Origin of the sequence: Petropleomorpha daqingensis (assembly GCF_013408985.1) — a bacterium.
In the GTDB taxonomy this organism is placed as follows: domain Bacteria; phylum Actinomycetota; class Actinomycetes; order Mycobacteriales; family Geodermatophilaceae; genus Petropleomorpha; species Petropleomorpha daqingensis.
Genome location: NZ_JACBZT010000001.1, coordinates 2,391,172 through 2,412,164, shown reverse-complemented (window position 1 = coordinate 2,412,164; position 20,993 = coordinate 2,391,172). Strand labels below are relative to the sequence as shown.

Annotated in this window: 22 protein-coding genes; 3 read left to right on the top strand and 19 right to left on the bottom strand. The window is 74.4% G+C overall.

Translation table 11 applies throughout. The features are described 5' to 3' along the window. Positions 1 to 2: 2 nt before the first annotated feature. From nadC to GGQ55_RS11910, 5 genes are read right to left on the bottom strand one after another with little or no spacing between them, the layout of a single operon-like run. Positions 3 to 908 (bottom strand): carboxylating nicotinate-nucleotide diphosphorylase, encoded by a 906-nt coding sequence (gene nadC / locus GGQ55_RS11930; protein WP_366489135.1) that lies wholly within the window; start codon positions 906 to 908, stop codon positions 3 to 5. Beyond that, positions 905 to 2,575, bottom strand: coding sequence for an L-aspartate oxidase (locus GGQ55_RS11925; RefSeq protein ID WP_179716951.1), 1,671 nt, complete (start codon positions 2,573 to 2,575; stop codon positions 905 to 907). Before GGQ55_RS11925 ends, nadC begins: the two co-directional genes overlap by 4 nt. After that, complete coding sequence (gene panD, locus GGQ55_RS11920) at positions 2,572 to 2,997, bottom strand: aspartate 1-decarboxylase (RefSeq protein WP_179716949.1); 426 nt, start codon at positions 2,995 to 2,997, stop codon at positions 2,572 to 2,574. The genes GGQ55_RS11925 and panD overlap by 4 nt, the downstream gene beginning before the upstream one ends. Further along, a complete protein-coding gene (gene panC / locus GGQ55_RS11915; RefSeq protein WP_366489132.1) occupies positions 2,994 to 3,848 on the bottom strand; it encodes a pantoate--beta-alanine ligase in 855 nt (284 codons plus the stop codon). The genes panD and panC overlap by 4 nt, the downstream gene beginning before the upstream one ends. After that, positions 3,845 to 4,789, bottom strand: a complete 945-nt coding sequence (locus GGQ55_RS11910) for a Rossmann-like and DUF2520 domain-containing protein (protein ID WP_179716947.1) — start codon at positions 4,787 to 4,789, stop codon at positions 3,845 to 3,847. The genes panC and GGQ55_RS11910 overlap by 4 nt, the downstream gene beginning before the upstream one ends. 289 nt (positions 4,790 to 5,078) lie before the next feature. Here GGQ55_RS11910 and GGQ55_RS11905 point away from each other — a divergent pair, with 289 nt between their 5' ends. Next, on the top strand, positions 5,079 to 5,822 hold the full coding sequence (locus tag GGQ55_RS11905) for an SDR family oxidoreductase (protein WP_179716945.1): 744 nt from the start codon (positions 5,079 to 5,081) through the stop codon (positions 5,820 to 5,822). Position 5,823: 1 nt separating this feature from the next. Here the strand turns inward: GGQ55_RS11905 and GGQ55_RS11900 are convergent, their stop codons facing one another. After that, positions 5,824 to 7,197: a DUF6779 domain-containing protein gene (locus tag GGQ55_RS11900; RefSeq protein ID WP_179716943.1), complete on the bottom strand. Its 1,374-nt coding sequence runs from the start codon at positions 7,195 to 7,197 to the stop codon at positions 5,824 to 5,826. Between the two features lie 79 nt (positions 7,198 to 7,276). On the opposite strand from GGQ55_RS11900, the gene GGQ55_RS11895 reads away from it, so the two are divergent. Continuing rightward, entirely contained in the window at positions 7,277 to 7,882 is a 606-nt protein-coding gene (locus GGQ55_RS11895) for a DUF1684 domain-containing protein (protein WP_179716941.1), read from the top strand. Here the strand turns inward: GGQ55_RS11895 and GGQ55_RS11890 are convergent, their stop codons facing one another. From GGQ55_RS11890 to GGQ55_RS11880, 3 genes are all read right to left on the bottom strand, one after another. Next, complete coding sequence (locus GGQ55_RS11890; protein WP_179716939.1) at positions 7,883 to 8,896, bottom strand: glycine betaine ABC transporter substrate-binding protein; 1,014 nt, start codon at positions 8,894 to 8,896, stop codon at positions 7,883 to 7,885. It abuts the gene before it with no gap. Between the two features lie 135 nt (positions 8,897 to 9,031). Further along, complete coding sequence (locus GGQ55_RS11885; protein ID WP_179716937.1) at positions 9,032 to 9,766, bottom strand: ABC transporter permease; 735 nt, start codon at positions 9,764 to 9,766, stop codon at positions 9,032 to 9,034. Next, the gene (locus tag GGQ55_RS11880) at positions 9,763 to 10,386 is read right to left on the bottom strand and encodes an ABC transporter permease (protein ID WP_366489128.1); all 624 of its coding nucleotides are present in this window, start codon (positions 10,384 to 10,386) and stop codon (positions 9,763 to 9,765) included. The genes GGQ55_RS11885 and GGQ55_RS11880 overlap by 4 nt, the downstream gene beginning before the upstream one ends. 86 nt (positions 10,387 to 10,472) lie before the next feature. Between GGQ55_RS11880 and GGQ55_RS11875 the strand changes: the two genes are divergently transcribed. Then, positions 10,473 to 11,666, top strand: coding sequence for an ABC transporter ATP-binding protein (locus GGQ55_RS11875; RefSeq protein WP_179716935.1), 1,194 nt, complete (start codon positions 10,473 to 10,475; stop codon positions 11,664 to 11,666). Positions 11,667 to 11,718: 52 nt separating this feature from the next. Here GGQ55_RS11875 and GGQ55_RS11870 read toward each other — a convergent pair whose 3' ends face one another. The 10 genes from GGQ55_RS11870 to dacB all read right to left on the bottom strand — a co-directional run bounded on the left by GGQ55_RS11870 (position 11,719) and on the right by dacB (position 20,974). Further along, a complete protein-coding gene (locus GGQ55_RS11870) occupies positions 11,719 to 12,234 on the bottom strand; it encodes a DUF3180 domain-containing protein (RefSeq protein ID WP_366489126.1) in 516 nt (171 codons plus the stop codon). Positions 12,235 to 12,239: 5 nt separating this feature from the next. After that, positions 12,240 to 12,743, bottom strand: coding sequence for a 2-amino-4-hydroxy-6-hydroxymethyldihydropteridine diphosphokinase (gene folK / locus GGQ55_RS11865; RefSeq protein ID WP_179716931.1), 504 nt, complete (start codon positions 12,741 to 12,743; stop codon positions 12,240 to 12,242). Beyond that, entirely contained in the window at positions 12,740 to 13,102 is a 363-nt protein-coding gene (gene folB, locus GGQ55_RS11860; RefSeq protein WP_179716929.1) for a dihydroneopterin aldolase, read from the bottom strand. The genes folK and folB overlap by 4 nt, the downstream gene beginning before the upstream one ends. Further along, complete coding sequence (folP, locus tag GGQ55_RS11855) at positions 13,095 to 13,934, bottom strand: dihydropteroate synthase (RefSeq protein WP_366489123.1); 840 nt, start codon at positions 13,932 to 13,934, stop codon at positions 13,095 to 13,097. Before folP ends, folB begins: the two co-directional genes overlap by 8 nt. Beyond that, entirely contained in the window at positions 13,931 to 14,539 is a 609-nt protein-coding gene (gene folE, locus GGQ55_RS11850) for a GTP cyclohydrolase I FolE (protein WP_179716927.1), read from the bottom strand. Before folE ends, folP begins: the two co-directional genes overlap by 4 nt. Before the next feature lie 73 nt (positions 14,540 to 14,612). Then, the gene (gene ftsH / locus GGQ55_RS11845; protein ID WP_179716925.1) at positions 14,613 to 16,607 is read right to left on the bottom strand and encodes an ATP-dependent zinc metalloprotease FtsH; all 1,995 of its coding nucleotides are present in this window, start codon (positions 16,605 to 16,607) and stop codon (positions 14,613 to 14,615) included. 303 nt (positions 16,608 to 16,910) lie between these two features. Further along, on the bottom strand, positions 16,911 to 17,480 hold the full coding sequence (gene hpt, locus GGQ55_RS11840) for a hypoxanthine phosphoribosyltransferase (protein ID WP_366489121.1): 570 nt from the start codon (positions 17,478 to 17,480) through the stop codon (positions 16,911 to 16,913). A gap of 14 nt (positions 17,481 to 17,494) precedes the next feature. After that, positions 17,495 to 18,487 carry a tRNA lysidine(34) synthetase TilS gene (gene tilS, locus GGQ55_RS11835; RefSeq protein ID WP_179716921.1) on the bottom strand — a complete coding sequence of 331 codons (993 nt, stop codon included), beginning with the start codon at positions 18,485 to 18,487 and terminating at the stop codon, positions 17,495 to 17,497. 7 nt (positions 18,488 to 18,494) lie between these two features. Next, positions 18,495 to 19,577 carry a zinc-dependent metalloprotease gene (locus GGQ55_RS11830; protein ID WP_179716919.1) on the bottom strand — a complete coding sequence of 361 codons (1,083 nt, stop codon included), beginning with the start codon at positions 19,575 to 19,577 and terminating at the stop codon, positions 18,495 to 18,497. Between the two features lie 38 nt (positions 19,578 to 19,615). Then, positions 19,616 to 20,974 (bottom strand): D-alanyl-D-alanine carboxypeptidase/D-alanyl-D-alanine endopeptidase, encoded by a 1,359-nt coding sequence (dacB, locus tag GGQ55_RS11825; protein WP_218859257.1) that lies wholly within the window; start codon positions 20,972 to 20,974, stop codon positions 19,616 to 19,618. Between the last annotated feature and the right edge of the window lie 19 nt (positions 20,975 to 20,993).

Here is a 20,993-nt window from a genome sequence, read left to right as displayed (position 1 = left end):
GCTCAGCCCGCCCGCAGGTCGAGCGCGAGGTCGAGGATCGGGGAGCTGTGCGTCAGGGCGCCCACCGACAGGTAGTCGACGCCGGTCTCGGCCACCTCCCGGGCGACGGCCAGGGTGAGCCCACCGGTGGCCTCCAGCTCGGCCCGGCCGCCGACCAGCGCCACCACCTCGCGCAGCACCGCGGGCGCCATGTTGTCCAGGAGCAGGAAGTCCGCCCCCGCCTCCACGGCCTCGACCGCCTGCGCCGGGGTGTCGGCCTCCACCTGCACGGCCACCTTGGGCGCGCGCTCGCGGACGGCGGTCACCGCGGCGGCGACCGAGCCGGCCGCGGCGACGTGGTTGTCCTTGATCATCGCGACGTCGTAGAGGCCCATGCGCTTGTTCGTCCCGCCGCCGCAGCGCACGGCGTACTTCTCCAGCGGCCGCAGCCCCGGGGTGGTCTTGCGGGTGTCGAGGACCCGCGCCTTCGTCCCCTCGATCGCGTCCACCCAGGCCCGGGTGTGCGTGGCGATCCCGCTGGCCCGGCTGGCGATGTTGAGCGCGCTGCGCTCGGCGGCCAGCAGCGCCCGCACCGGCCCGCGGATGCTCAGCAGGACGTCGCCGCGGCGCACCCGGTCGCCGTCGGCCGCGCCGGCGGTCAGCGTGGCGCCGGGGGCCAGCCGCAGGAAGACCCGTGCGGCGAGCGGGAGCCCTGCGACGACGCCGTCGGCCCGCGCCACCAGGTCGGCCGTGCCGTACTGCGCGGGCGGGATGGTCGCCGAGCTCGTGACGTCGTTGGCGACGGCGAGGTCCGGCGCGGCCGGCAACGGCGCGCCGCCGGTGAGGTCCTCGGCGAGGGTCCGCTCGACCAGCTCGGTCACCCACGCCTCCGAGAGGCCGGTGCCGGTCAGGTCCGTGGGGTCGTTCACCAGTCGCCTCCCACGGGCGTGCCGACCGGGCGGCGGGTCAGGTGCAGGGCGCCGTCGTCGCCCAGCCGGACGTCGAGGTGCACGCGCCAGGCGTCGTCCGTGCCGGGGTGGTCCTCGCGCCAGTGGCAGCCACGGGTCTCCTCGCGGGCCGCGGCGGCGGTGGCGAGCGCGGCGGCGACGGTGAGCAGATCGGTGGCCTCCCAGCTCTCCACGCCCGGGCGCACCGGTCCGAGGGCGTCGACCAGGGCGGCGAGGTCGGCGGTGGCCTGCCCCAGGCCCGTCCCGCTGCGCAGCGCGCCGACGTGCCGGGACATCGTGCCGGTCAGCCGCTCGCGCCCGGTGGGGTCGAGCAGGCCGGTCGTGGCCGGCTCCTGCGCGGCGGCCGGCTCCGGGGTGGGCAGCTCGCGGGCCAGCGAGTCGCCGATGCGGGCGGCGAAGACCAGGCCCTCGAGCAGCGAGTTGGACGCCAGCCGGTTGGCGCCGTGCACGCCCGTGCAGGCCACCTCACCGCAGGCGTACAGGCCCGGCACGGTGGTCCGGCCGGCGAGGTCGGTGGCCAGCCCGCCGGAGGCGTAGTGCGCGGCCGGCGTCACCGGGATCAGCTCGGTGACCGGGTCGATGCCCGCAGCGCGGCAGCTGGCCACGATGGTCGGGAACCGGTCGACCAGGTCGGGCACGAACCGCGCGTCGAGCCACACGTTCGGGACCTCGTCGCGCAGCTGCACGCGGGTGATCGCCTTGGCGACGACGTCGCGCGGCGCGAGCTCGGCCATCGGGTGGACGTCGTTCATGAACCGGCGACCCGCGCCGTCGAGCAGGACGGCGCCCTCGCCGCGCAGCGCCTCGCTGACCAGCGGCTGCTGGCCGCGCGCACCGGGACCGCGGTAGAGCGAGGTCGGGTGGAACTGCACGAACTCCAGGTCGGTGGCCACCGCACCGGCGCGCAGGCCCAGCGCGACGCCGTCCCCGGTGGAGACCGACGGGTTGGTGGTGGCCGCGTAGACCTGCCCCATCCCACCGGTGGCCAGGACGACGGCCCGCGCCCGGACGGCGCCGACGCCGTCGGAGCTGCCCTCGCCCAGCACGTGCAGGGTGACGCCGGCCGCGCGACCGTCGGCGTCGCGGAGCAGGTCGAGCACCATCGCGTGCTCGACGAGGGTGATGCCGGGGTCGGCGTGCACGGCGCTGACCAGCGCGCGCTGCACCTCGGCCCCGGTCGCGTCGCCGCCGGCGTGCACGATCCGGCGCGCGGAGTGGCCGCCCTCGCGGGTCAGCAGCAGGTGGCCGGAAGGGTCGCGGTCGAAGGCGGCGCCCCAGCCGATCAGCTGGCGCAGGCGCTCCGGGCCCTCGTGCACGAGGGCGTCGACCGCGGCCGGCTCGCACAGCCCGACGCCGGCGACCTGGGTGTCCCGGGCGTGCGCCTCGGGGGTGTCGGCCGGGTCGAGGACGGCGGCGATCCCGCCCTGCGCCCAGCGGGTCGAGCCGTCGTCCACGAGGACCTTGGTGACCACCGCGACCGACAGCCCGGCCGCCCGCGCGTGCAGCGCGACGCACAGCCCGGCGACGCCGGAGCCGACGACGCAGACGTCGGCGGCCAGCTCCCATCCCGGAGCCGGTGCGGCCAGCCGGGACGGCAGCCCGACGACCCGGGCGACCGCCGAGGTCACCGAACCGGTACGCCGAGGTCGCTGCGCTTCTGGTCGGTCGCGCCGGGCACGGGGGCGCTGGGGTCGCCGCCGAGCTCGACGACCCGGTTCGCGGCGTCGACGTGCACGACCTTCGGGATGTAGCTCTTGGCCTCGGTCTCGTCCATGACCCCGTAGCTGATCAGGATGACCAGGTCGCCGGGGTGGACGAGGTGCGCGGCGGCGCCGTTGATCCCGATGACACCGCTGCCGCGCTCGCCGGGGATCACGTAGGTCTCCAGCCGGGCGCCGTTGGTGATGTCGACGATCGCGACCTGCTCGCCGGGCAGCAGGTCGGCGGCGTCCAGCAGGTCCTCGTCGACGGTCACCGAGCCGACGTAGTGCAGGTCGGCCTGGGTCACGGTCGCGCGGTGGATCTTGGACTTGAGCATCGTGCGCATCATGCGGGGGCTCCCAGCGTCACGGGGACGTTGTCGATCAGGCGGGTGCTGCCGGCGCGGGCGGCCACCAGCAGGCGGGCGGGTCCGGTGGCGGGCGCCGGACCGAGGTCGGGGTCGGTGAGCTCGAGGTAGTCGAGGACCAGCTCGGGTGCCGAGGCCAGCACGTCGCGGGCGGCGGCGAGGACGGCGTCGGCACCGGCGGGGCCGGCGGCGGCCCCCTCGCGGAGGGCCCGGGAGATGCCGGCCGCGCGGGCGCGCTCGTCCGGTGAGAGGTAGCGGTTGCGGCTGGACAGCGCCATGCCGTCGTCCTCGCGGACGGTCGGGACGCCGACGACCTCGAGGCCCAGCGCCAGCTCACGGGCCATGGCCCGGATCAGCGTGAGCTGCTGGTAGTCCTTCTCGCCGAACAGCGCGACGTCGGGCCGCACCAGCCCGAACAGCTTGGCGACGACGGTGAGCACGCCGGCGAAGTGGCCGGGGCGCACCGCGCCCTCCAGCACGCTGCCCAGCGGGCCGGGGTCGACGGTGACGCCGACCGAGCCGGGCGGGTAGACCTCCTCGACCGGCGGGTGGAAGACGACGTCGGCGCCCTCCTCGGCCAGCGCGTCCAGGTCGGCGTCCCAGGTGCGGGGGTAGCGGTCGAAGTCCTCGCCGGGGCCGAACTGGGTCGGGTTGACGAACACCGAGACCACGACGCTGCCGGCCTGCTTCCGCGCGGAGCGGACCAGCGTGCGGTGGCCCTCGTGCAGCGCGCCCATGGTCGGCACCAGCGCGACCGGGCCGGGCAGCTCGGCGCGCAGGCGGCGCAGCTCGGCGACCGACTCGGCGACGGCGGGGCGGGCGATGACGCTCACCGGGCGCTCGAGGTGTCGGCCGCGTCGTAGAGCAGGTCGAGCAGCGGGGCCGCCTCGTGCCGCTTGAGCCGGCCGGAGCCGAGGGCCCGCTCGGTGGTCCGCTGCGCCATCGCGACGTACGCGGCGACCGACGCCGGCGCCCGGTCGTTGAGGGTCTCCAGGTGGTTGGCGACCGTGCCGACGTCCCCGCGGCTGACCGGGCCGGTGAGCCCGCGGTCACCACGGCGCAGGCCGTTGTCGAGCGCGGCGGTGAGCAGCGGGGTGAGCACCCGGGCCGGGTCCTCGACGCCCGCCGTCCGGAGCAGGTCGGCGGCCTCGGCGACGAGGGTGACCAGGTGGTTGGCGCCGGTGACCAGGGCCGCGTGGTAGAGCCCGCGGTCCTCCTCGGCCACGTAGAACGGCTCGCCGCCCATCTCGAGGACGAGGGTCTCGGCGACGGCGCGGTGCTCGGGCCGGCTGGTGACGCCGAACGGGGCGCCGACCAGCCGGTCGACGTCCTCGGGGGCGCCGGTGAAGGTCATGGCGGGGTGCAGCGCGAGCGGGAGCACGCCCTCCAGCTGCGCCGGGGCGAGGACGGCCAGGCCGTGCGCGCCGGAGGTGTGGAAGGTGAGCTGCCCGCGGCGCCAGGCACCGGTCTCGGCGAGGCCGGCGACCAGGCCGGGCAGGGTGTCGTCGGGCACGGCCAGGACCACGAGGTCGGAGGCGGCGACCACCTCGTCGGCGTGCAGCAAGGGGGTGCCGGGCAGCAGGCGGGCGGCGCGCTCGGCGGAGGCGCTGGACAGGCCGGCGGCGGCGACCACGTCGTGGCCGGCGGCAGCGAGCGCGGCACCGAGGACGGCGCCGACGCGACCGGCGCCGATGACGCCCACGCGGAGGCGGGCGGGCGCGGCGGCTGCGGGCGAGAGGCCGGCAGCGCGAGGAGTCCTGCGGGCAGCAGGCATCGGTGCACCTTCCGTTCCAGTCCCTGACGGGTACCGGACTGTCGGGCTGGGGTCCACGCCGTCGTGGGCCCTCCGGTTGTGCGAGGTGGGGCGGGTCGTGCGGAGCGCCGTCCCTGCTGCAACCGGATGTGTCACGCAGGTGAGGTGCCGATGGCGAGTGTGTGACCGTGTTCGTGCACGTGCAACGGAAGCGGGGTGTGGCTCTGCTCACCTCCGGGCGGCGACCTACGGTGAACCGGCCGTACCCGCAGCCGTCGAGGAGGACGCATTGCCCGCACCGGATCGCCCGATGGAGGGACGCACCGCCCTGGTCACCGGCGGCAGCCGCGGCATCGGGCTGGCGATCGCGCAGAGCCTGGTCGACCGCGGCGCGCGGGTCGTGCTGACCGCCCGCAAGCCCGACGCGCTGGCCGAGGCGGTCGAGTCGCTGGGCGGGCCGTCCGTGGCGGTCGCCGTGCCCGGGCACGCCGCCGACGCCGAGCACCGCGCGGCCGCGGTCCGCACCGCGATCGACACCTTCGGCAGCCTCGACATGCTGGTCGGCAACGTCGGCGTCAACCCGGTCTACGGGCCTATGGTCGACCTGGACCTCGACGCCTTCCGCAAGATCCTCGACACCAACGTCGTCTCCTCGCTCGGGCTGGTCCAGGAGGCCTGGCGGGCGTGGATGGCCGAGCACGGCGGCTCGGTCCTGATCGTCGCCTCGGTCGCCGGGCTGCGGTCGTCGGAGAACATCGGTGCGTACGGCGTGAGCAAGGCCGCGCTGATCAACCTGACCACGCAGCTGGCCGTGGAGCTCGGCCCGACGGTGCGGGTGAACGCGGTGGCGCCCGCGGTGGTGAAGACCCGCTTCGCCGGCGCGCTGTTCGAGGGCCGCGAGCAGGAGGTCGCCGCCAACTACCCCCTCCAGCGGCTCGGGGAGCCGGAGGACGTCGGCGAGGCCGCGGCGTACCTGCTCGGCGACGGCGCCGGCTGGATCACCGGCCAGACGCTGGTCATCGACGGCGGCGGCCTGTCCCGCGGCCCGCGCTGAGCTACAGGCCGTTGCTCCGGAGGACGCGGGCCAGGACGTCGTTCGGCTCGTCGTCCTCGCGGTAGCGGCGCCGGCGCCGGCCGGGAACCGGCGCCGGCGCGCCGGTGTCGGCCAGGATCTGCTCGAGCCGCTCGTGGCCGGCGGTCTGCGGCTCCTGCACGACCGGCTGGGCGGCGGTGCGCGGCGTCGGCGAGGGCCGCGGCGTGGGTGAGGGGCGCACGATCGGCTCGTAGCTGGTCGGCGGGCTCGCGGGCCGCTCGGCGGTGCGGTCGTCGAGCGCCTCGTCGCCCCGGCGGCGGCGCGGCGGGACCGGCGGCAGCAGGGTGGCGGGCACCGACGCGGAGCGCTCGTGCGCGGCCGGGACGTCGTCCTGCTCGTCGGCCGCGTGGCGGGAGTGCCGCGGCGCGAGGTCCTCGGGCTCGACCAGGGCGCGGTCGGCCAGCCACTCCAGCGGCGTGGGCGGCGTCGGGCTGATCGGCGGCGCCGAGCGGGCCGGCACGGAGGTCGGCGCGGCCGTCGGGAACGGGAACGCCGTGGTCGCGGGCGCGGCGGGCGCCCGCTCGGCCCACAGCGACTCGGGACGGCGGCTCTCGGGAGCCGCCTCCTCGAGCCGGACCGCCGACCAGCCACCGGTGAGCTCGGCCGGAGCGCGGTCGTCGTCCCAGGTGGTCGACGACTCGACGGTGCGCGGGGCGTCCTCGGCGGGGCGGCTGGTCTGCGTGCGCAGCAGGATCCGCTCGATGAGCATCTCGCCGTTGAGCTGCTCGGTGAGCTCGGTGCGCAGCCGGCCCATCTCGGCGCGCAGCTCGGCGATCGAGGCGAGGTCCTCGCGCAGCGCCGCCAGCGAGGCGACGTCGGCCCGCAGCCCGGCCAGGGAGGCGACGTCGTCACGGAGCCCGGCCAGGCTGGTCAGCTCGGCGCGCAGGCCGGAGAGCGCGGGCAGGTCGGTGCCCAGGCGGGCGACCCGGGCCACCTCGTGCTTGAGCAGGTTGAGCTCGGCGACCTCGGCGCGCAGCGCGGTGAGCTCGGCGCCCATCGACTCCTCGGCCTCGCGGCGCAGCTCCAGCTCGTACTCGCGGTGCGCGGCGGCCTCGCGGTCGAGCTCGTACTCGTAGCTGCGGCGGATGTCCTCCTCGCGCGCGGCGACGGCCTGCGCGTCGGCCCGGCGACGGCCGGCGAGGAAGGCGGCGAGCACGAACGCCCAGGCGGCGGCCAGGACCGCCAGGCGCAGGTACTGCGGGTTGTCGGTGAGGAAGACGGCGATCGTCGCGGCGACCGCGAGGACGAAGCCGGCGACCAGGCCGTACTTGCGCACCGGGGAGCCGCCGCTGCGGTCGGGGCTCCAGGCGACGTCGTCGTCCACAGCTCCCCGCATGGTGACAGCGTAACGGCGGACGGTAGTCCCCCACCGGAGGAAGACCGCGACGCCGCCGGGGTCGTGCAGAGTGAGCCGCATGACACTGTCGCTGCTCGACTGGCGCCGGCGGGTGGCCGCCCTCTACACCGCCGCGCGGGCCGCCTCCGACGCCGAGAAGGGGTGGCGGACCTGGCGGGACGGCCGCGACGAGCTGTTCGCCGGGCATCCCGACTCACCGCTGGGCAAGGAGGCCCGGGACCGCTTCGAGGGGCTGCCGTTCGCGCCGTACGACCCGGCGCTGCGCTTCGAGGCGGTGCTCGAGCCAGCCGAGCCGCGGCGCCTGGAGCTCCCGACCGAGAGCGACGGCGTCGTCCCGCTGCACCGGATCGGCCGTGTGACCCTCGGCGCGCTGGGGCCGGTCGACGTGTGGTGGCTCGGCGGCTACGGCGGCGGGCTGTTCCTGCCCCTGCGCGACGGCTCCGCCGGGCGGACGACGTACGGCGGCGGCCGGTACCTGCTGGACACGATCAAGGGCGCCGACCTCGGCGGCACCGGCGAGCGGCTGGTGGTGGACGTGAACTTCGCCTACCACCCGTCGTGCACCTACGACCCGCGCTGGAGCTGCCCGCTCGCGCCGGAGGGCAACCGCACCGCCGTCCCGGCCGCCGCCGGGGAGCAACTGCCCCCCGGCGGCTGGTACTGATCAGCCCTGGGCGAGGGCGCCGTCGGAGCTGAACACCAGGCCGATCGAGACCTTGCCCTGCTGGATCGCGGCCTTGGTGAGCGGGCCGCCGGCGTCGAGCTCGGTGAAGCTGGCGAACTTCAGGCCGTAGGTGTCCTGCAGACCCGGCTGGCAGTACGGCCGGGTCGGGCACTCCGGCGGGCCGCCGAGCACCAGCGAACCATCGCCGCAGGCCTTGGCCAGCTCGGACAGCGTCGTGACCTTGAGGTCGTCGGCGAGCTTCTTGGTGACGGCGAAGGCGTTCTGGTCCGCGGCGTCGGACGGGTTCCCGAAGGTGAGCCCCTTCTGCTGCGCCAGCGGGGTGAGCGCCTGCACCGTCTTCTGCACGTCGCCGCTGGCCACCGCCTGCGCGTCGGGCCCGTTGACCTGCTTGTTGATCGCCTCGGTGACGGTCGACAGGTACTCCGGGAAGGCCTGGATCTGCGAGCCCTCCTCGAGCGCCGGCAGGTAGACGTCGCGGCTGCCGACCGACTGGACCGTGGCGTCGAAGCCGGCGGCCTTGAGCACGTCGGCGTAGACGTTGGCGAGGACCGTCGACTCGGTGAAGTTGGCCCCGCCGACCGCGACCGCGCCACTGCCCTTCTCGAGCCCGTCGCCGACCTTGTTGTCCGAGACCCAGGCGGCCGCGACGTCCTCGGCGCTCTTGCGCTCGACGTCGACGGCGTGGTTCATCGCGACCAGATCGTCGGTGGTCAGCTTCTTCGAGACGGCGTTCAGCGCCGCCAGCGCAGCCGGGTTCGCCGAGGCGAACTGCGCGTTGAGCGCGGGGATGACGTTGTCGGCGTTCTGGAGGTGCTTGTCGTCCTGGAGGACGACGAGCTGGTCGCCGGCGACCGGCTTGCAGGCGTCACCGGAGGCGGCGCTGTTCCCGCTGGCCGTGCCACCGCCGGAACCCGACGAGCCCGACTGGCCGCAGCCGGCGACGAGCACCGCGGCCGCTGCCAGTGAGGGGAGGATGAGTGAACGAGCGCGCACTGCGTGACCCGCCTTCTGTGTCCCGTGGGCGACAGCAGGTCGCCACGCGTGTCTGGCGGGAGGAATCCCGCACCGACCATCGAACCCCGGTTTTCTGCACCGAGGCAATGGGATTTGGTAGCCGTTCCCGATCTGTTACAGGGGCACCCCGGCCGCCGTGGGCTCGGGCACCCCGCTGGCCCGGCGCCGCTGGGTGAACGGCAGCCGCTTCTGCCCGGGGGTCAGCGCCCACGAGACGACGACCAGGACGAGCTCGGTCAGCAGCGCCAGGACGGCGACCAGGATCGCCCCGGCCACGACCTCGCCGTAGTCCGACTGCCCGAACCCGAGGTTGATCAGCCGGCCGAGGCCGCCGCCGCCGACGAGCGCGGCCAGGCCCGCGGTGGCGACCACCTGGACGGCCGCCGTCCGGATGCCGGTCATGACCAGCGGGACGGCGAGCGGGAACTCGGCGCGGAAGACGACCTGCCGCGTGCTCATGCCCATGGCCCGGGCGGCCTCGCGGACGTCGCGGTCGACCTCGCGGAACCCGACGAAGGTGTTGGTGAGGATCGGCGGGATCGCGAAGACGGCCAGCGCGATCGTGGTGGCGCGGTTGCCGAACCCGATCGGCGTGACGGCGAAGATGGTGAGCAGGGCCAGGGTCGGGATGGCGCGGCTGACGTTGGACAGCGCGACGATGAAGCCGCTCCCCCGCCCCGAGTGACCCAGTGCGACGCCCACCGGCAGCGCGATCACCATGGCCAGCAGGACGGCGATCACCGAGATGACGAGGTGCTCGCGCAGCAGCGTCCCGATGCCCAGCCCGTCGGTGCGGGTCCAGTTGAACGGGTCGTTGAGGTAGACGAAGGCGCGTTCGAACGCGTTCACGTCTGCACCCGCGTCCACGGCGTGACCGCCCGTTCGAGGCCGGCGAGCAGCAGGTCGGCGAACAGCGCGAGCAGCACGCAGCCGAGCGCTCCGGTGACGATCTCGGCCCGGTAGAAGTTGGCGTTGAAGCCGCCGACGATCAGCTGGCCGAGCCCGCCGTGGCCGACGATCACACCGACCGTGGCCAAGGCGACGGTGGAGACGGTGGCGATCCGCAGCCCCGCCATGAACGCCGGGACGGCGAGCGGCAGCTCGACCTGCACGAACAGCCGCACCTTCCCGTAGCCCATGCCGCGCGCGGCCTCGCGGACGTCCTCGGGGACCGCCATCAGGCCGGCCAGGAAGTTCCGGACGAGGATGACCAGCGAGTAGGCGACCAGGCCGATGAGCACGGTGGTGACCGACAGCCCGGTGAACGGGGTGAGGACGGCGAACAGCGCCAGTGACGGGATCGTGTAGACGATCGTGGACACCCCGAGCACGGGACCGGCCAGCCAGCGGCTGCGGCGGGCCAGCAGCGCCAGCGGCAGCGCGATGAGCGCCCCGATCACGACGGCGGCGATGGTCAGCCGCACGTGCTCCCCGAGATATCGCAGAATGGTGGACCAGTTGTCCGCCACGTAGGAAGGGCTGAACCACGGGTTCGGAGCCTCGTCAGCTGCCAGCACCGCGCTCAGCACGGGGCGCTTCCCAGGGAGGACACGTCGTGGACGCTACTGCGCCACCAGGACACATCGCGACGCCGCAGGATGCCGGCGGCGCCGAGGAGATCCGGCTGGAGGGGATCAGCAAGGTCTATGCCGACGGCACCGTCGGCGTCGCCGAGCTGGACCTGACCTTCGCCGCCGGGGAGCTCTCGGTGCTGGTCGGCCCGTCGGGCTGCGGCAAGACGACGACGATGAAGATGATCAACCGGATCATCGAGCCGACCACCGGCCGGATCCTGCTCGGCGGTGAGGACGTCACCCGGGTCGACCCCGACCGGCTGCGCCGCCGGATCGGCTACGTCATCCAGAGCGTCGGGCTCTTCCCGCACCAGACGGTGCGCACGAACGTGGCGACCGTGCCGCGGCTGCTGGGCTGGGACAAGAAGCGGACCCGCGCGCGCGTCGACGAGCTGCTGGAGTCCGTCGGGCTCGACCCCGCGGTCTACGGCGACCGCTACCCCGCTCAGCTCTCCGGCGGTCAGCGGCAGCGGGCCGGGGTGGCGCGGGCACTGGCCGCCGATCCCCCGGTGCTGCTCATGGACGAGCCGTTCTCCGCCGTCGACCCGGTGGTGCGCGAGCGGCTGCAGTCGGAGTTCCTGCGGCTGCAGGCCGACGTCCGCAAGACGATCGTGTTCGTCACCCACGACATCGAGGAAGCGGTGCGGCTCGGCGACCGCATCGCCGTCATGAGCCAGGGCGGGCACGTCGAGCAGTACGCCAGCCCCGCGGAGCTGCTCGGCAAGCCGGCCAACGAGTTCGTGGCGGACTTCGTCGGCACCGACCGCGGGCTCAAGCGGCTGGCGGTGACCGGGATCGACCTGGCCGACCTCGAGCAGCCGCCGGTGGTGCACGTCGCCGACGGTCTGGCCGACGCCCGCGCTGCGCTGGAGCGGGCGGGAGCACGCTGGGCCGTCGTCCTCGACGACGACGGGACGCTGCACGGCTGGCTGTCGGCCGACCGCGCCGTCGGTGCGGGCACGGTCGGCTCGGCGGCGCGGCGGATGGAGGCGTGGGTGCCAGCCGACGCCTCGCTGAAGACGGCGTTCGCCACGATGCTGCAACTGGAGGCCGGGTGGGTCGCCGTCCTGGACGGCGACCGGTTCTGCGGGGTGCTGACCCCGGCGTCCCTGCACGCCGCGCTGCGCCGCTCCGTGGAAGGCGTCGAACCCGAGACCGCGGGCGCAGCCCTCTGACGCGCTTGATCGCGATGAAGCACGCGTGCTTTCTCGCGATCAAGCGCGGGGATCAGGCGCGGGCGCTGCCGGAGCGGTCGGGGTCGTCGCTGCCGGGTGGCACGCGGCAGACCGATTCCAGCCACAGGGCGGCCAGCACCAGACCCGCCGCGGACACGACGCCGAAGACCGCGGCGACGGTGTCGCCGGTCGCCGTCCCCAGCCGGCCGATGTGCGGGGCGGCGTAGACCAGGACGCCGGCCCAGACACCGACGAAGACGGCGCCGACGTAGGCGCTGGCCTGGGCCAGGACGGCGAGGCGGGCGACCATCATCGGCTCGACCGGTCGCACCGGCCCGGTGGTGCGCGCGGCCGTCGTCCCGCGCCCCTGCGACTTCCGGGCCTCCCGCTCGGCGCTCAGCCGGGCCTTCAGCGTGCGGGCGCCGAGCGCCTCGGCGATCGCGAGCACGGCCAGCGGCACCGGGAGCCACCAGTCGAACGGCGGCAACGACCCGTAGAAGGCGCGGACCAGCAGCCACGCGGCCACGGTCAGCCCGATCGCGAGCACGACCAGGTCGCGCCGGTTCACCGGCTTCACTGCAGGTGCTCCCAGCGGACGACCGCAGCGACGTCCTCCGGCGGCAGCTTCGCCAGCAGTTCGGCGACCGGTCCGTGTCCGGGCAGCTCGGCGGCCGGGTCCAGCGCCAGCCACGGCACGAGCACGAAGGCCCGCTCGTGGGCGCGCGGGTGCGGCAGGGTCAGCGTGGGGTCATCGGAGAGCACGGGGGTGCCGTCGTCACCGGTGATTGTGACGACGTCGACGTCCAGCGTGCGCGGACCCCAGCGCACGTCACGGGTGCGCCCGGCGGCCTGCTCCAGCTCGTGCGCCAGCGCCAGCCAGCCCGCGGCGTCGCGCGGCCCGCGGACGATCGCGATCGCGTTGAGGTACGCGGGCTGCTCGACCGGCCCCCACGGCGGCGTCTCGTAGAGCACCGAGCGGGCGACCAGGCCGTCGTCCTTCAGGGCGGTGATGGCGTCGCGCAGCGTGGCGGCGCGGTCGCCGAGGTTCGCGCCCAGCGAGAGCACCGCGCGGGTCACCGGCGGGACCTCCGGATCGCCACGGTGACGTCGTCCTTCGGGACCCCCAGATCGGCCTCAGGCTTGTGCACGGTGATCTCCACGGCGTCCACGAGCGGGTTGGCGAGGCACACGTCGGCCAGCCGCTGCGCGAGCGTCTCCAGGAGGTTCACCGGCTCCCCGGTGAGGACGGCGTGCAGCTGCTGCGCCAGCTCGGCGTAGTTGACCGTCTTGTCGAGGTCGTCGCCGGCCGCGGCGGGAGCGGTGTCGAGCTCGAGGACGGCGTCGACGCGGAAGGTCTGCCCCCTCTCGCGCTCCCAGTCGTAGACGCCGTGGTGCGCGTGGGCGGTGATGCCGCGGACGGTGATCGTGTCAGGCACCGCGCACCGCCGCGACGACCTTGAGCGCGTCGACCGAGGCCGCGGCGTCGTGCACCCGCACGCCCCAGGCGCCGGCCTCGGCGGCCAGCACCGTCGTCGCCAGGGTGGCCGCGTCCCGCTGCTCGGGCGGGAGCGGCTCGGCGTCCGGACCGGCGAGCAGCCGGCCGAGGAACGTCTTGCGGGAGGCGCCGACCAGCACCGGCAGGCCCAGCGCGACGATCCGGTCCAGCCCGGCCAGCAGCGCCCAGTTGTGCGGCGCGTTCTTCGCGAAGCCCAGCCCCGGGTCGAGGACCAGCTGCTCGGCGGCCACGCCGGCGGCCAGCGCGTCGTCCCGGCGGGCGGTCAGCTCGGCGCACACCTCGGCGACGACGTCGTCGTAGTGCGCCTGCGCGTACATCCGCTTGCTGTGGCCGCGCCAGTGCATGAGCACCCACGGCACCCCCGCGTCGGCGACCAGCTTGGCCATGCCCGAGTCGGCGAGCCCGCCGCTGACGTCGTTGACCAGGACGGCGCCAGCGTCGAGTGCCGCCTCGGCCACCTCGGCGCGGGTGGTGTCGACGCTGACCCGCACGCCGGCGGCGGCCAGGTCGCCGATCACCGGCAGGATCCGCCGGCACTCCTCGGCGGGGTCGACCCGGTCGGCACCCGGCCGGGTGGACTCCCCGCCGACGTCGACGTAGTCCGCGCCGGCCGCGTGCATCTCCAGGCCGTGCGCGACCGCGGAGTCGTGGTCGGCGTAGTTGCCACCGTCGGAGAAGCTGTCCGGGGTGACGTTCAGGACGCCCATCACCACGCAGCGGGCGGGCCGGAACAGCGCGGCGGCCGTGCTCACCGGCCCAGGACGAGGCTCATCGCCTCGCTGCGCGTCGACTGGTTGCTGCGGAAGATGCCGCGGACGGCGGAGGTGACCGTGCGCGAGCCGGGCTTGCGGATGCCGCGCATCGCCATGCAGAGGTGCTCGGCCTCGATGACCACGAGGACCCCGCGCGGCTTGAGGACGTCGGACAGCGCGTCGGCGATCTGCGAGGTCATCCGCTCCTGCACCTGCGGGCGGCGGGCGTAGACCTCGACCAGCCGGGCCAGCTTGGACAGGCCGGTGACCTTGCCGTCCGCGCCCGGGATGTAGCCGATGTGCGCGACCCCGTGGAAGGGCACCAGGTGGTGCTCGCAGGTCGAGTACATCGGGATGTCCTTGACCAGCACGAGCTCGTCGTGGTCCTCGTCGAACGTGGTCGCGAGGATCTCGCCCGGGTCCTGCCAGAGGCCGGCGAAGATCTCGGTGTAGGCGCGCGCCACCCGGGCCGGGGTGTCCTTGAGCCCCGGGCGGTCGGGGTCCTCCCCCACCGCGATGAGCAGCTCGCGGATCGCCGCCTCCGCGCGCGGCCGGTCGACGCCCTTCAGCGCCGCCTCGATCCCCCCGTGCCGGTCCTCCGTCACGCGTCCTCCTCGCCGGCGCTCGTCAGCCGCGTGCCAGACCGTGCTGCGTCCATGGGTGAGCTCGCGAGCTCGCTCACCTCTGAGCGGGTGCGCCGACGTCGCCGATCGGCGAGTTCTCGCCGTTCACGTGACCGTTCCCGTTCTGCGCGGCCTGCTCGGCCGGGGTGAGCACCGGGGGCTGGTCGGACGGGGTGCGCTTGCCGAAGCCGTTGTACGGGGCCAGCGAGGGACGCTTCTGGACCGGCGCGCAGATGCGGGCCATGTCCTCCTTGGACAGCGTCTCCTTCTCCATCAGCTCGAGCACCAGGTTGTCGAGCACCTGGCGGTACTCGACGAGGATCTCCCACGCCTCGTCGTGCGCGGCCTCGATCAGCGCGCGCACCTCGGCGTCGATGTCGGCGGCGACCGCCTCGGAGTAGTCCGGGTGCGAGCTCATGTCGCGGCCAAGGAACGGTTCGGAGTCGTCGCGGCCATACTTCACCGCGCCCAGCTTGGCGCTCATGCCGTACTGGGTGACCATCGCGCGGGCCATGCCGGTGGCCTTCTCGATGTCGTTGCCCGCGCCCGTGGTCGGCTCGTGGAAGACCAGCTCCTCGGCCGCCCGGCCGCCCAGCGCGTACGCGAGCGTGTCGATCATCTCCGAGCGGGTCTGGGTGTACTTGTCCTCGGTCGGCAGGACGAGCGTGTGCCCCAGCGAGCGACCGCGCGGCAGGATCGTCACCTTGTGCACGGGGTCCAGGTTGGGCAGCGCGTGCGCCACCAGGGCGTGGCCGCCCTCGTGGTAGGCGGTGACCTTCTTCTCCTTCTCGCTCATCGCCCGCGTCTTGCGCTCGGGGCCGGCGATGACGCGGTCGATCGCCTCTTCGAGGGTCGCGTCGTCGATGACCGAGCGGTTGTTGCGCGCGGTGAGCAGCGCCCCCTCGTTGAGCACGTTGGCCAGGTCGGCACCGGTGAAGCCGGGCGTGCGACGCGCGACGGTCTCGAGGTCGACGTCGGGCGCGAGCGGCTTGCCCTTCGCGTGCACCGAGAGGATCGCCTTGCGGCCCTCGAGGTCGGGGCGGTCGACGGCGATCTGCCGGTCGAAGCGGCCCGGGCGCAGCAGGGCGGGGTCGAGGATGTCCGGCCGGTTCGTCGCGGCGATCATGATCACGCCGCCCTTGACGTCGAAGCCGTCCATCTCGACGAGCATCTGGTTGAGGGTCTGCTCGCGCTCGTCGTGGCCGCCGCCCATGCCGGCGCCGCGGTGCCGGCCGACGGCATCGATCTCGTCGACGAAGATGATCGCCGGGGCGTTCTGCTTGGCCTGCTCGAACAGGTCGCGGACGCGGCTGGCGCCGACGCCGACGAACATCTCCACGAAGTCGGAACCGGAGATCGAGAAGAACGGGACGCCCGCCTCGCCGGCGACCGCGCGGGCGAGCAGCGTCTTGCCGGTGCCGGGCGGGCCGAACAGGAGCACGCCCTTGGGGATCTTCGCGCCGACGGCCTGGAACTTGACCGGGTTCTGCAGGAAGTCCTTGATCTCCTGCAGCTCCTCGACCGCCTCGTCGGCACCCGCCACGTCGGCGAACGTCGTCTTCGGGGTGTCCTTGGTGACCTGCTTGGCCTTGGACTTGCCGAAGGCCATGACACCGCGGCCGCCGCCCTGCATGGAGTTGAACAGCCAGAACAGCAGCAGCAGGAGGACGACGAACGGCAGGAAGCTGACCAGGATCGAGACGAAGACGCTCTCCTGCGTCACGTTCGTGTCGAACGGGACGCCGTCGCCGTTGTCGCTGCCGGTGCCCGAGACCAGGGCGAAGACGTCGTCGGAGCCGCCGATCGGGTACGACGCGGTGACCTTGGAGGACCCGTCGACCGGCTTCTTCAGGTCGAGGTTGAGGGTCTGCTCCTTGTCGTTGATCGTCGCGTGGCTGACGTTGCCGTCCTGCAGCTGCTCCAGGGCGACCGACGTCGAGACGTCCGTGTACCCCCCGTTGCCGCGGAAGAGGGAGGAGAAAGCGACGGCCACGAGCACGACGAGGACGACCCAGAACCACACGGATCGGAAGAGCTTCTTACGTTCCATACACCGAGACCGGGCTGCCGGAGCCCGGCTGCCCGTCGACCCTCCTGATCGTCCGGGGACGCCACCGGCGACCCGGGCGGTCACCCCGGCGCGCGGCTCGGCGTCGTCGGGTTCGACGGTACACCGGGGACGCTGTGCGATTCCTGGTCGTGAGGGGTGAAAGGACCAAAAGAAGGAGGCCGCCCCCGCGAGGGGGTGACCCGGGCGCGGGGCCCGCAGGGTCCCCGACCGGGACACCCGAAGGGGCTCTACGCAGCAGGGGGACGGCACCTGGCCGCGGGTGTCGCCCGGTAGGGCGACCAGTTATGCGGAGTAGACCTCGGGGCGCAGGGTCGCGATGTAGGGCAGGTCGCGGTAGCGCTCGGCGTAGTCGAGGCCGTACCCGATGACGAACTCGTTCGGGATGTCGAAGCCGATGTACTTCACCGGCACCTCGACCTTGACCGCGTCGGGCTTGCGCAGCAGCGCGCAGACCTCGAGGGATGCCGGCTGCCGGCCGCCCAGGTTCTTCAGCAGCCAGGACAGCGTCAGCCCGGAGTCGATGATGTCCTCGAGCACGAGCACGTGCTTGCCGGTGATGTCCCGGTCGAGGTCCTTGAGGATCCGCACGATGCCGGAGGAGCTGGTCGCCGAGCCGTAGGACGAGACGGCCATGAACTCCATCTGGGTGGGCAGCTGCAGCGCCCGGGCGAAGTCGCTCATGAACAGCACGGCGCCCTTGAGGACGCCGACGAGCAGGACCTCCTTGCCGGCGTAGTCGCGGGCGATCTGCGCGGCGAGCTCGGCGATCTTGACCTGGATCTGCTCCTCGGTGAGCAGCACGTGGTCGATGTCGGGGCCGTAGCCGTGGTCGTTCCCCAGCGCTCCGGTCACGGTCGCAGGCTCTGTCACGGACGGTGCTCCTCGTGGTGCCTCGGGTTCGCGCCCGATCCCCCGGGCCGCAGCACCAGCCTGCCAGACGCCCGGACCACGCCCGCACCGCCGGGTAGGTCCACCCGGCCCTGCCCGTGCCATCCGACGAGGAGGGCGTCGACGGCGTGCAGGTGGACGGCCTGGACGTCGGGCACGCCGCTGTCCCGGAGCCACGCGCGCAGCACGCGGCGGCGCAGCGCGGCCGGCAGGTCCGCCGTCCCGCGGGCGTCGAGGCCGTCCGGTGCGACGAGCCGGGCGTGCTCGGCGGCGGCCAGCCCGTCGAGGGCGTCGAGGTCCTCGCGCAGCTGCGCGGCGGTGCGGGCGAGCGCCGGGGCGACGCCGCCCCCGAGGATCTCCTCCAGCAGCGGCAGCGCCTCGGCGCGCAGCCGGACCCGGGTGTAGGCCGGGTCGGCGTTCCACGGGTCGTCCCACACCGGTAGCCCCTGGTCGGCGCAGGCCAGCCGGGTGGTGGCCCGGCGCACGCCGAGCAGCGGCCGCCACCAGACACCGCGCTCCTCGACCATCCCCGCGATCGAGCGGGGCCCCGACCCGCGGCCCAGACCGAGCAGCACGGTTTCGGCCTGGTCGTCGAGGGTGTGCCCGAGCGCGATCCGGGCCTCGCCGGCGGCCGCCTCCAGCACGGACAGCCGGGCGGTCCGGGCGGCGGCCTCGGGGCCGCCGTCGGTCCCGACGGCGACGGTCAGGACGTCGACCGGCGCCAGGCCGAGCTTGCGCAGCAGGTCCGCGGTGGCCTCGGCCCGCTCCGCGGAACCCGCCTGCAGACCGTGGTCGACGGTGACCGCCCCGGCCGGGACCCCCGCCCGCGGCGCCTCGAACGCGACCGCCGCGGCCAGGGCGAGGGAGTCCACTCCCCCGCTGCATGCCACCAGCACCGGCCGCGCCGAACGGGTCAGCCCCGGGCGGACGGCGCTGCGCAGCTGCGCGACCGCCGGGCTCGGCCCGACCACGAGGACCTCAGGCGGTGATCGCGGGCCGGCCGAACACCCGGTCGACCCACTTCTGCGGGTTGGTCAGCTCGTCGATCATCGGGAGGTTGGCCGGGCCCTCCCAGACGCGGTTGAAGCCCTGCATGCCGACCAGGTCGACCACACCGCCGACGAAGGTCCGCCCGTCGGCGTACTGCTTCATCTTCTGCTCCAGGCCCAGGAGCCGGCGCAGCACGCGGTCGAACGGGCCGCGGCCCTTGCGCCGCTGGGCGAAGCGCTTGCGCAGCGTCTTCACCGACGGGACGACGTCCGGCCCCACGCCGTCCATCACGTACTCGGCGTGCCCCTCGACCAGGCTCATCACCGCGGTGACCCGGTCGAGGATCTCCCGCTGCTTCGGGTCGCGGACCAGCGCGAGCAGGCCCTCGCTCTCGCCGTCGGTGCCGCGGACGGCGTCGCCGAGACTCCGCATCAGGTCACCGAGCCGCTCGCGCAGCACCTCGGGGGTGAGGTCGGTGGCCTCCACGAACTCGGCGATCTGGGTCTCCAGGTGGGCCTTCAGCCACGGGAACGCGGTGAACTGCAACTGGTGGGTCACCTCGTGCAGGCACACCCAGAGCCGGAAGTCGCTCGGGTCGACGCCCAGCTTGCGCTCGGCGTCGACGATGTTCGGCGCGACGAGCAGCAGCCGACCGCCGCTGCCGAAGACCTCGTACTGGCCGAGCACCCGCGAGCCCAGGAACGCGAGGATGCCGCCGGCCTGCACGCCGGTGGCCTTGGAGCCGATCGCGGAGGCGACCGGCCCGGGGCGGCTGCCCTGCTTGTCGGCCAGGGCGTCGACCAGCGGGGTGAGCAGCGCGGCCATGCCGGCGGTGTTGGCGTCGATCCAGCCCGGGCGGTCGACGACGGCGACCTCGGGGATCGGGCCGCCCTCGGCGGGCTTCAGGCCGGTCAGGCCCTCGACGTGCGCGACGGCGCGCGCGGCTGCCTCGTGCAGCTCGCGGACGACGGCGGCGGCGTCCTCGCGGGTGGTCTCGGGCCCGGGGCCGACCAGCTTGCGGGCAGTGCGACCGGCGAGGTCCCAGTCGACCATCGAGGTGGGGCTGCTCATCGCCCCAACCTACGCGCGATTCCCAGGCCTCGGCCCTGCTAGCGGCAGCCGCACTCCGCCAGCGTCGTCGCGACCTCGTCGAGCGCGCTCTCCGCGCCGGCCACGCTGCCGGTGGCGTCGTCGGCGAGGATCGCGAAGGCCAGCAGCCGGCCGTCCTCGGTCACGACGGTGCCGGCCAGGCCGTTGACGCCGAGCAGCGTGCCGGTCTTGGCCCGCACCGCGCCGGGCGCGGTGGCCGGGTCGTCGTCCCCGCGGTCGGCGAGCGTGCCGTCGTAGCCGGCCACCGCGAGCCCGGACAGGATCGGCGCGGCCTCGGGCAGCGTGCCGTCGGCGGCGTCGGTGATCAGCTTCGTGAGCAGCGTGACCGGCACGCGGTCGCTCTGGGAGAGGCCGCTGCCGTCGAAGAGCTGCACGCCGGAGGTGTCGACGCCGGCGGCCTTGAGCGCGGCGATGACCCCCTGGGCGGACCCCTCGAAGGACGCGGGCAGGTTCCGGGCGATGGCGACCTGCCGGGACAGCGCCTCGGCCAGCATGTTGTCCGACTGGGACAGCGCCTGCTCGACCAGCCGGGCGATCGGCGCGGAGTGCACCGTGCCGAGGGTCTTGGCTCCGGCGGGCGCCGTCCCGAGCGTGATCGCGGCGCCCGGGGCCCCCAGGGCGTCGGCCAGGGCGGCGCCGGCGTCGATGCCCGGCTGGCCGCTGCGGGCGTCGGCGCCCGGCGTGACGCGCGCGCCGTCGACGGCGGTGGCGGTGACCGGGGCGGCGTAGCTCGAGGGGGCGTCACCGGCGCCCCAGCCGCTCGCGGTGAGCGGGCCGGTGTAGAGCGAGTTGTCGACGACGACGCTGGTGATCGCCGTGCCGGCCGGGACGGCGGCGAGCACCTGGGTGGCGAGGTCGGCCATCGTCGGGGCGCCGGGGTAGGTCCTGGACGGCGACGTCGTGGACAGCGTCGGGTCACCCCCGCCGACGAGCACGACCTGCCCGGGATCGGTGCCGGCGACGACCTTGGTCTCGAGGGTGTCCGACGGGTCGAGGGTGGTCAGCACGGCGACGCTGGTGAGCAGCTTGGCCGTGGAGGCCGGCGTCGAGGGGGCGGCGCCGTCCTGGTCGAAGAGGCTGTTCCCGGTGGCGACGTCGACGACCTCGGCGGAGACGCCGGTGCCGAGCGCGGGCGAGGCCAGCAGCGGGGTCAGCTCCGCCGCGAGCGCGTCGGGCGCCGGGGCGGGGGCGTCGGAGGACAGCGCGGCGAGCACCGGGGTGGGGCTGCCGAGGTTCGGCAGGCTCGCGGACGCGGCCGCCGCGACCTCGGGGGTGGCGGCGTCGTCCCTGCTGACGATGAACAGCGTCGCGACGCCGCCGACGACCAGGACGACGACGAGCACAGCGAGGAGGACCATCCGGCGCCGGAACCTCGAG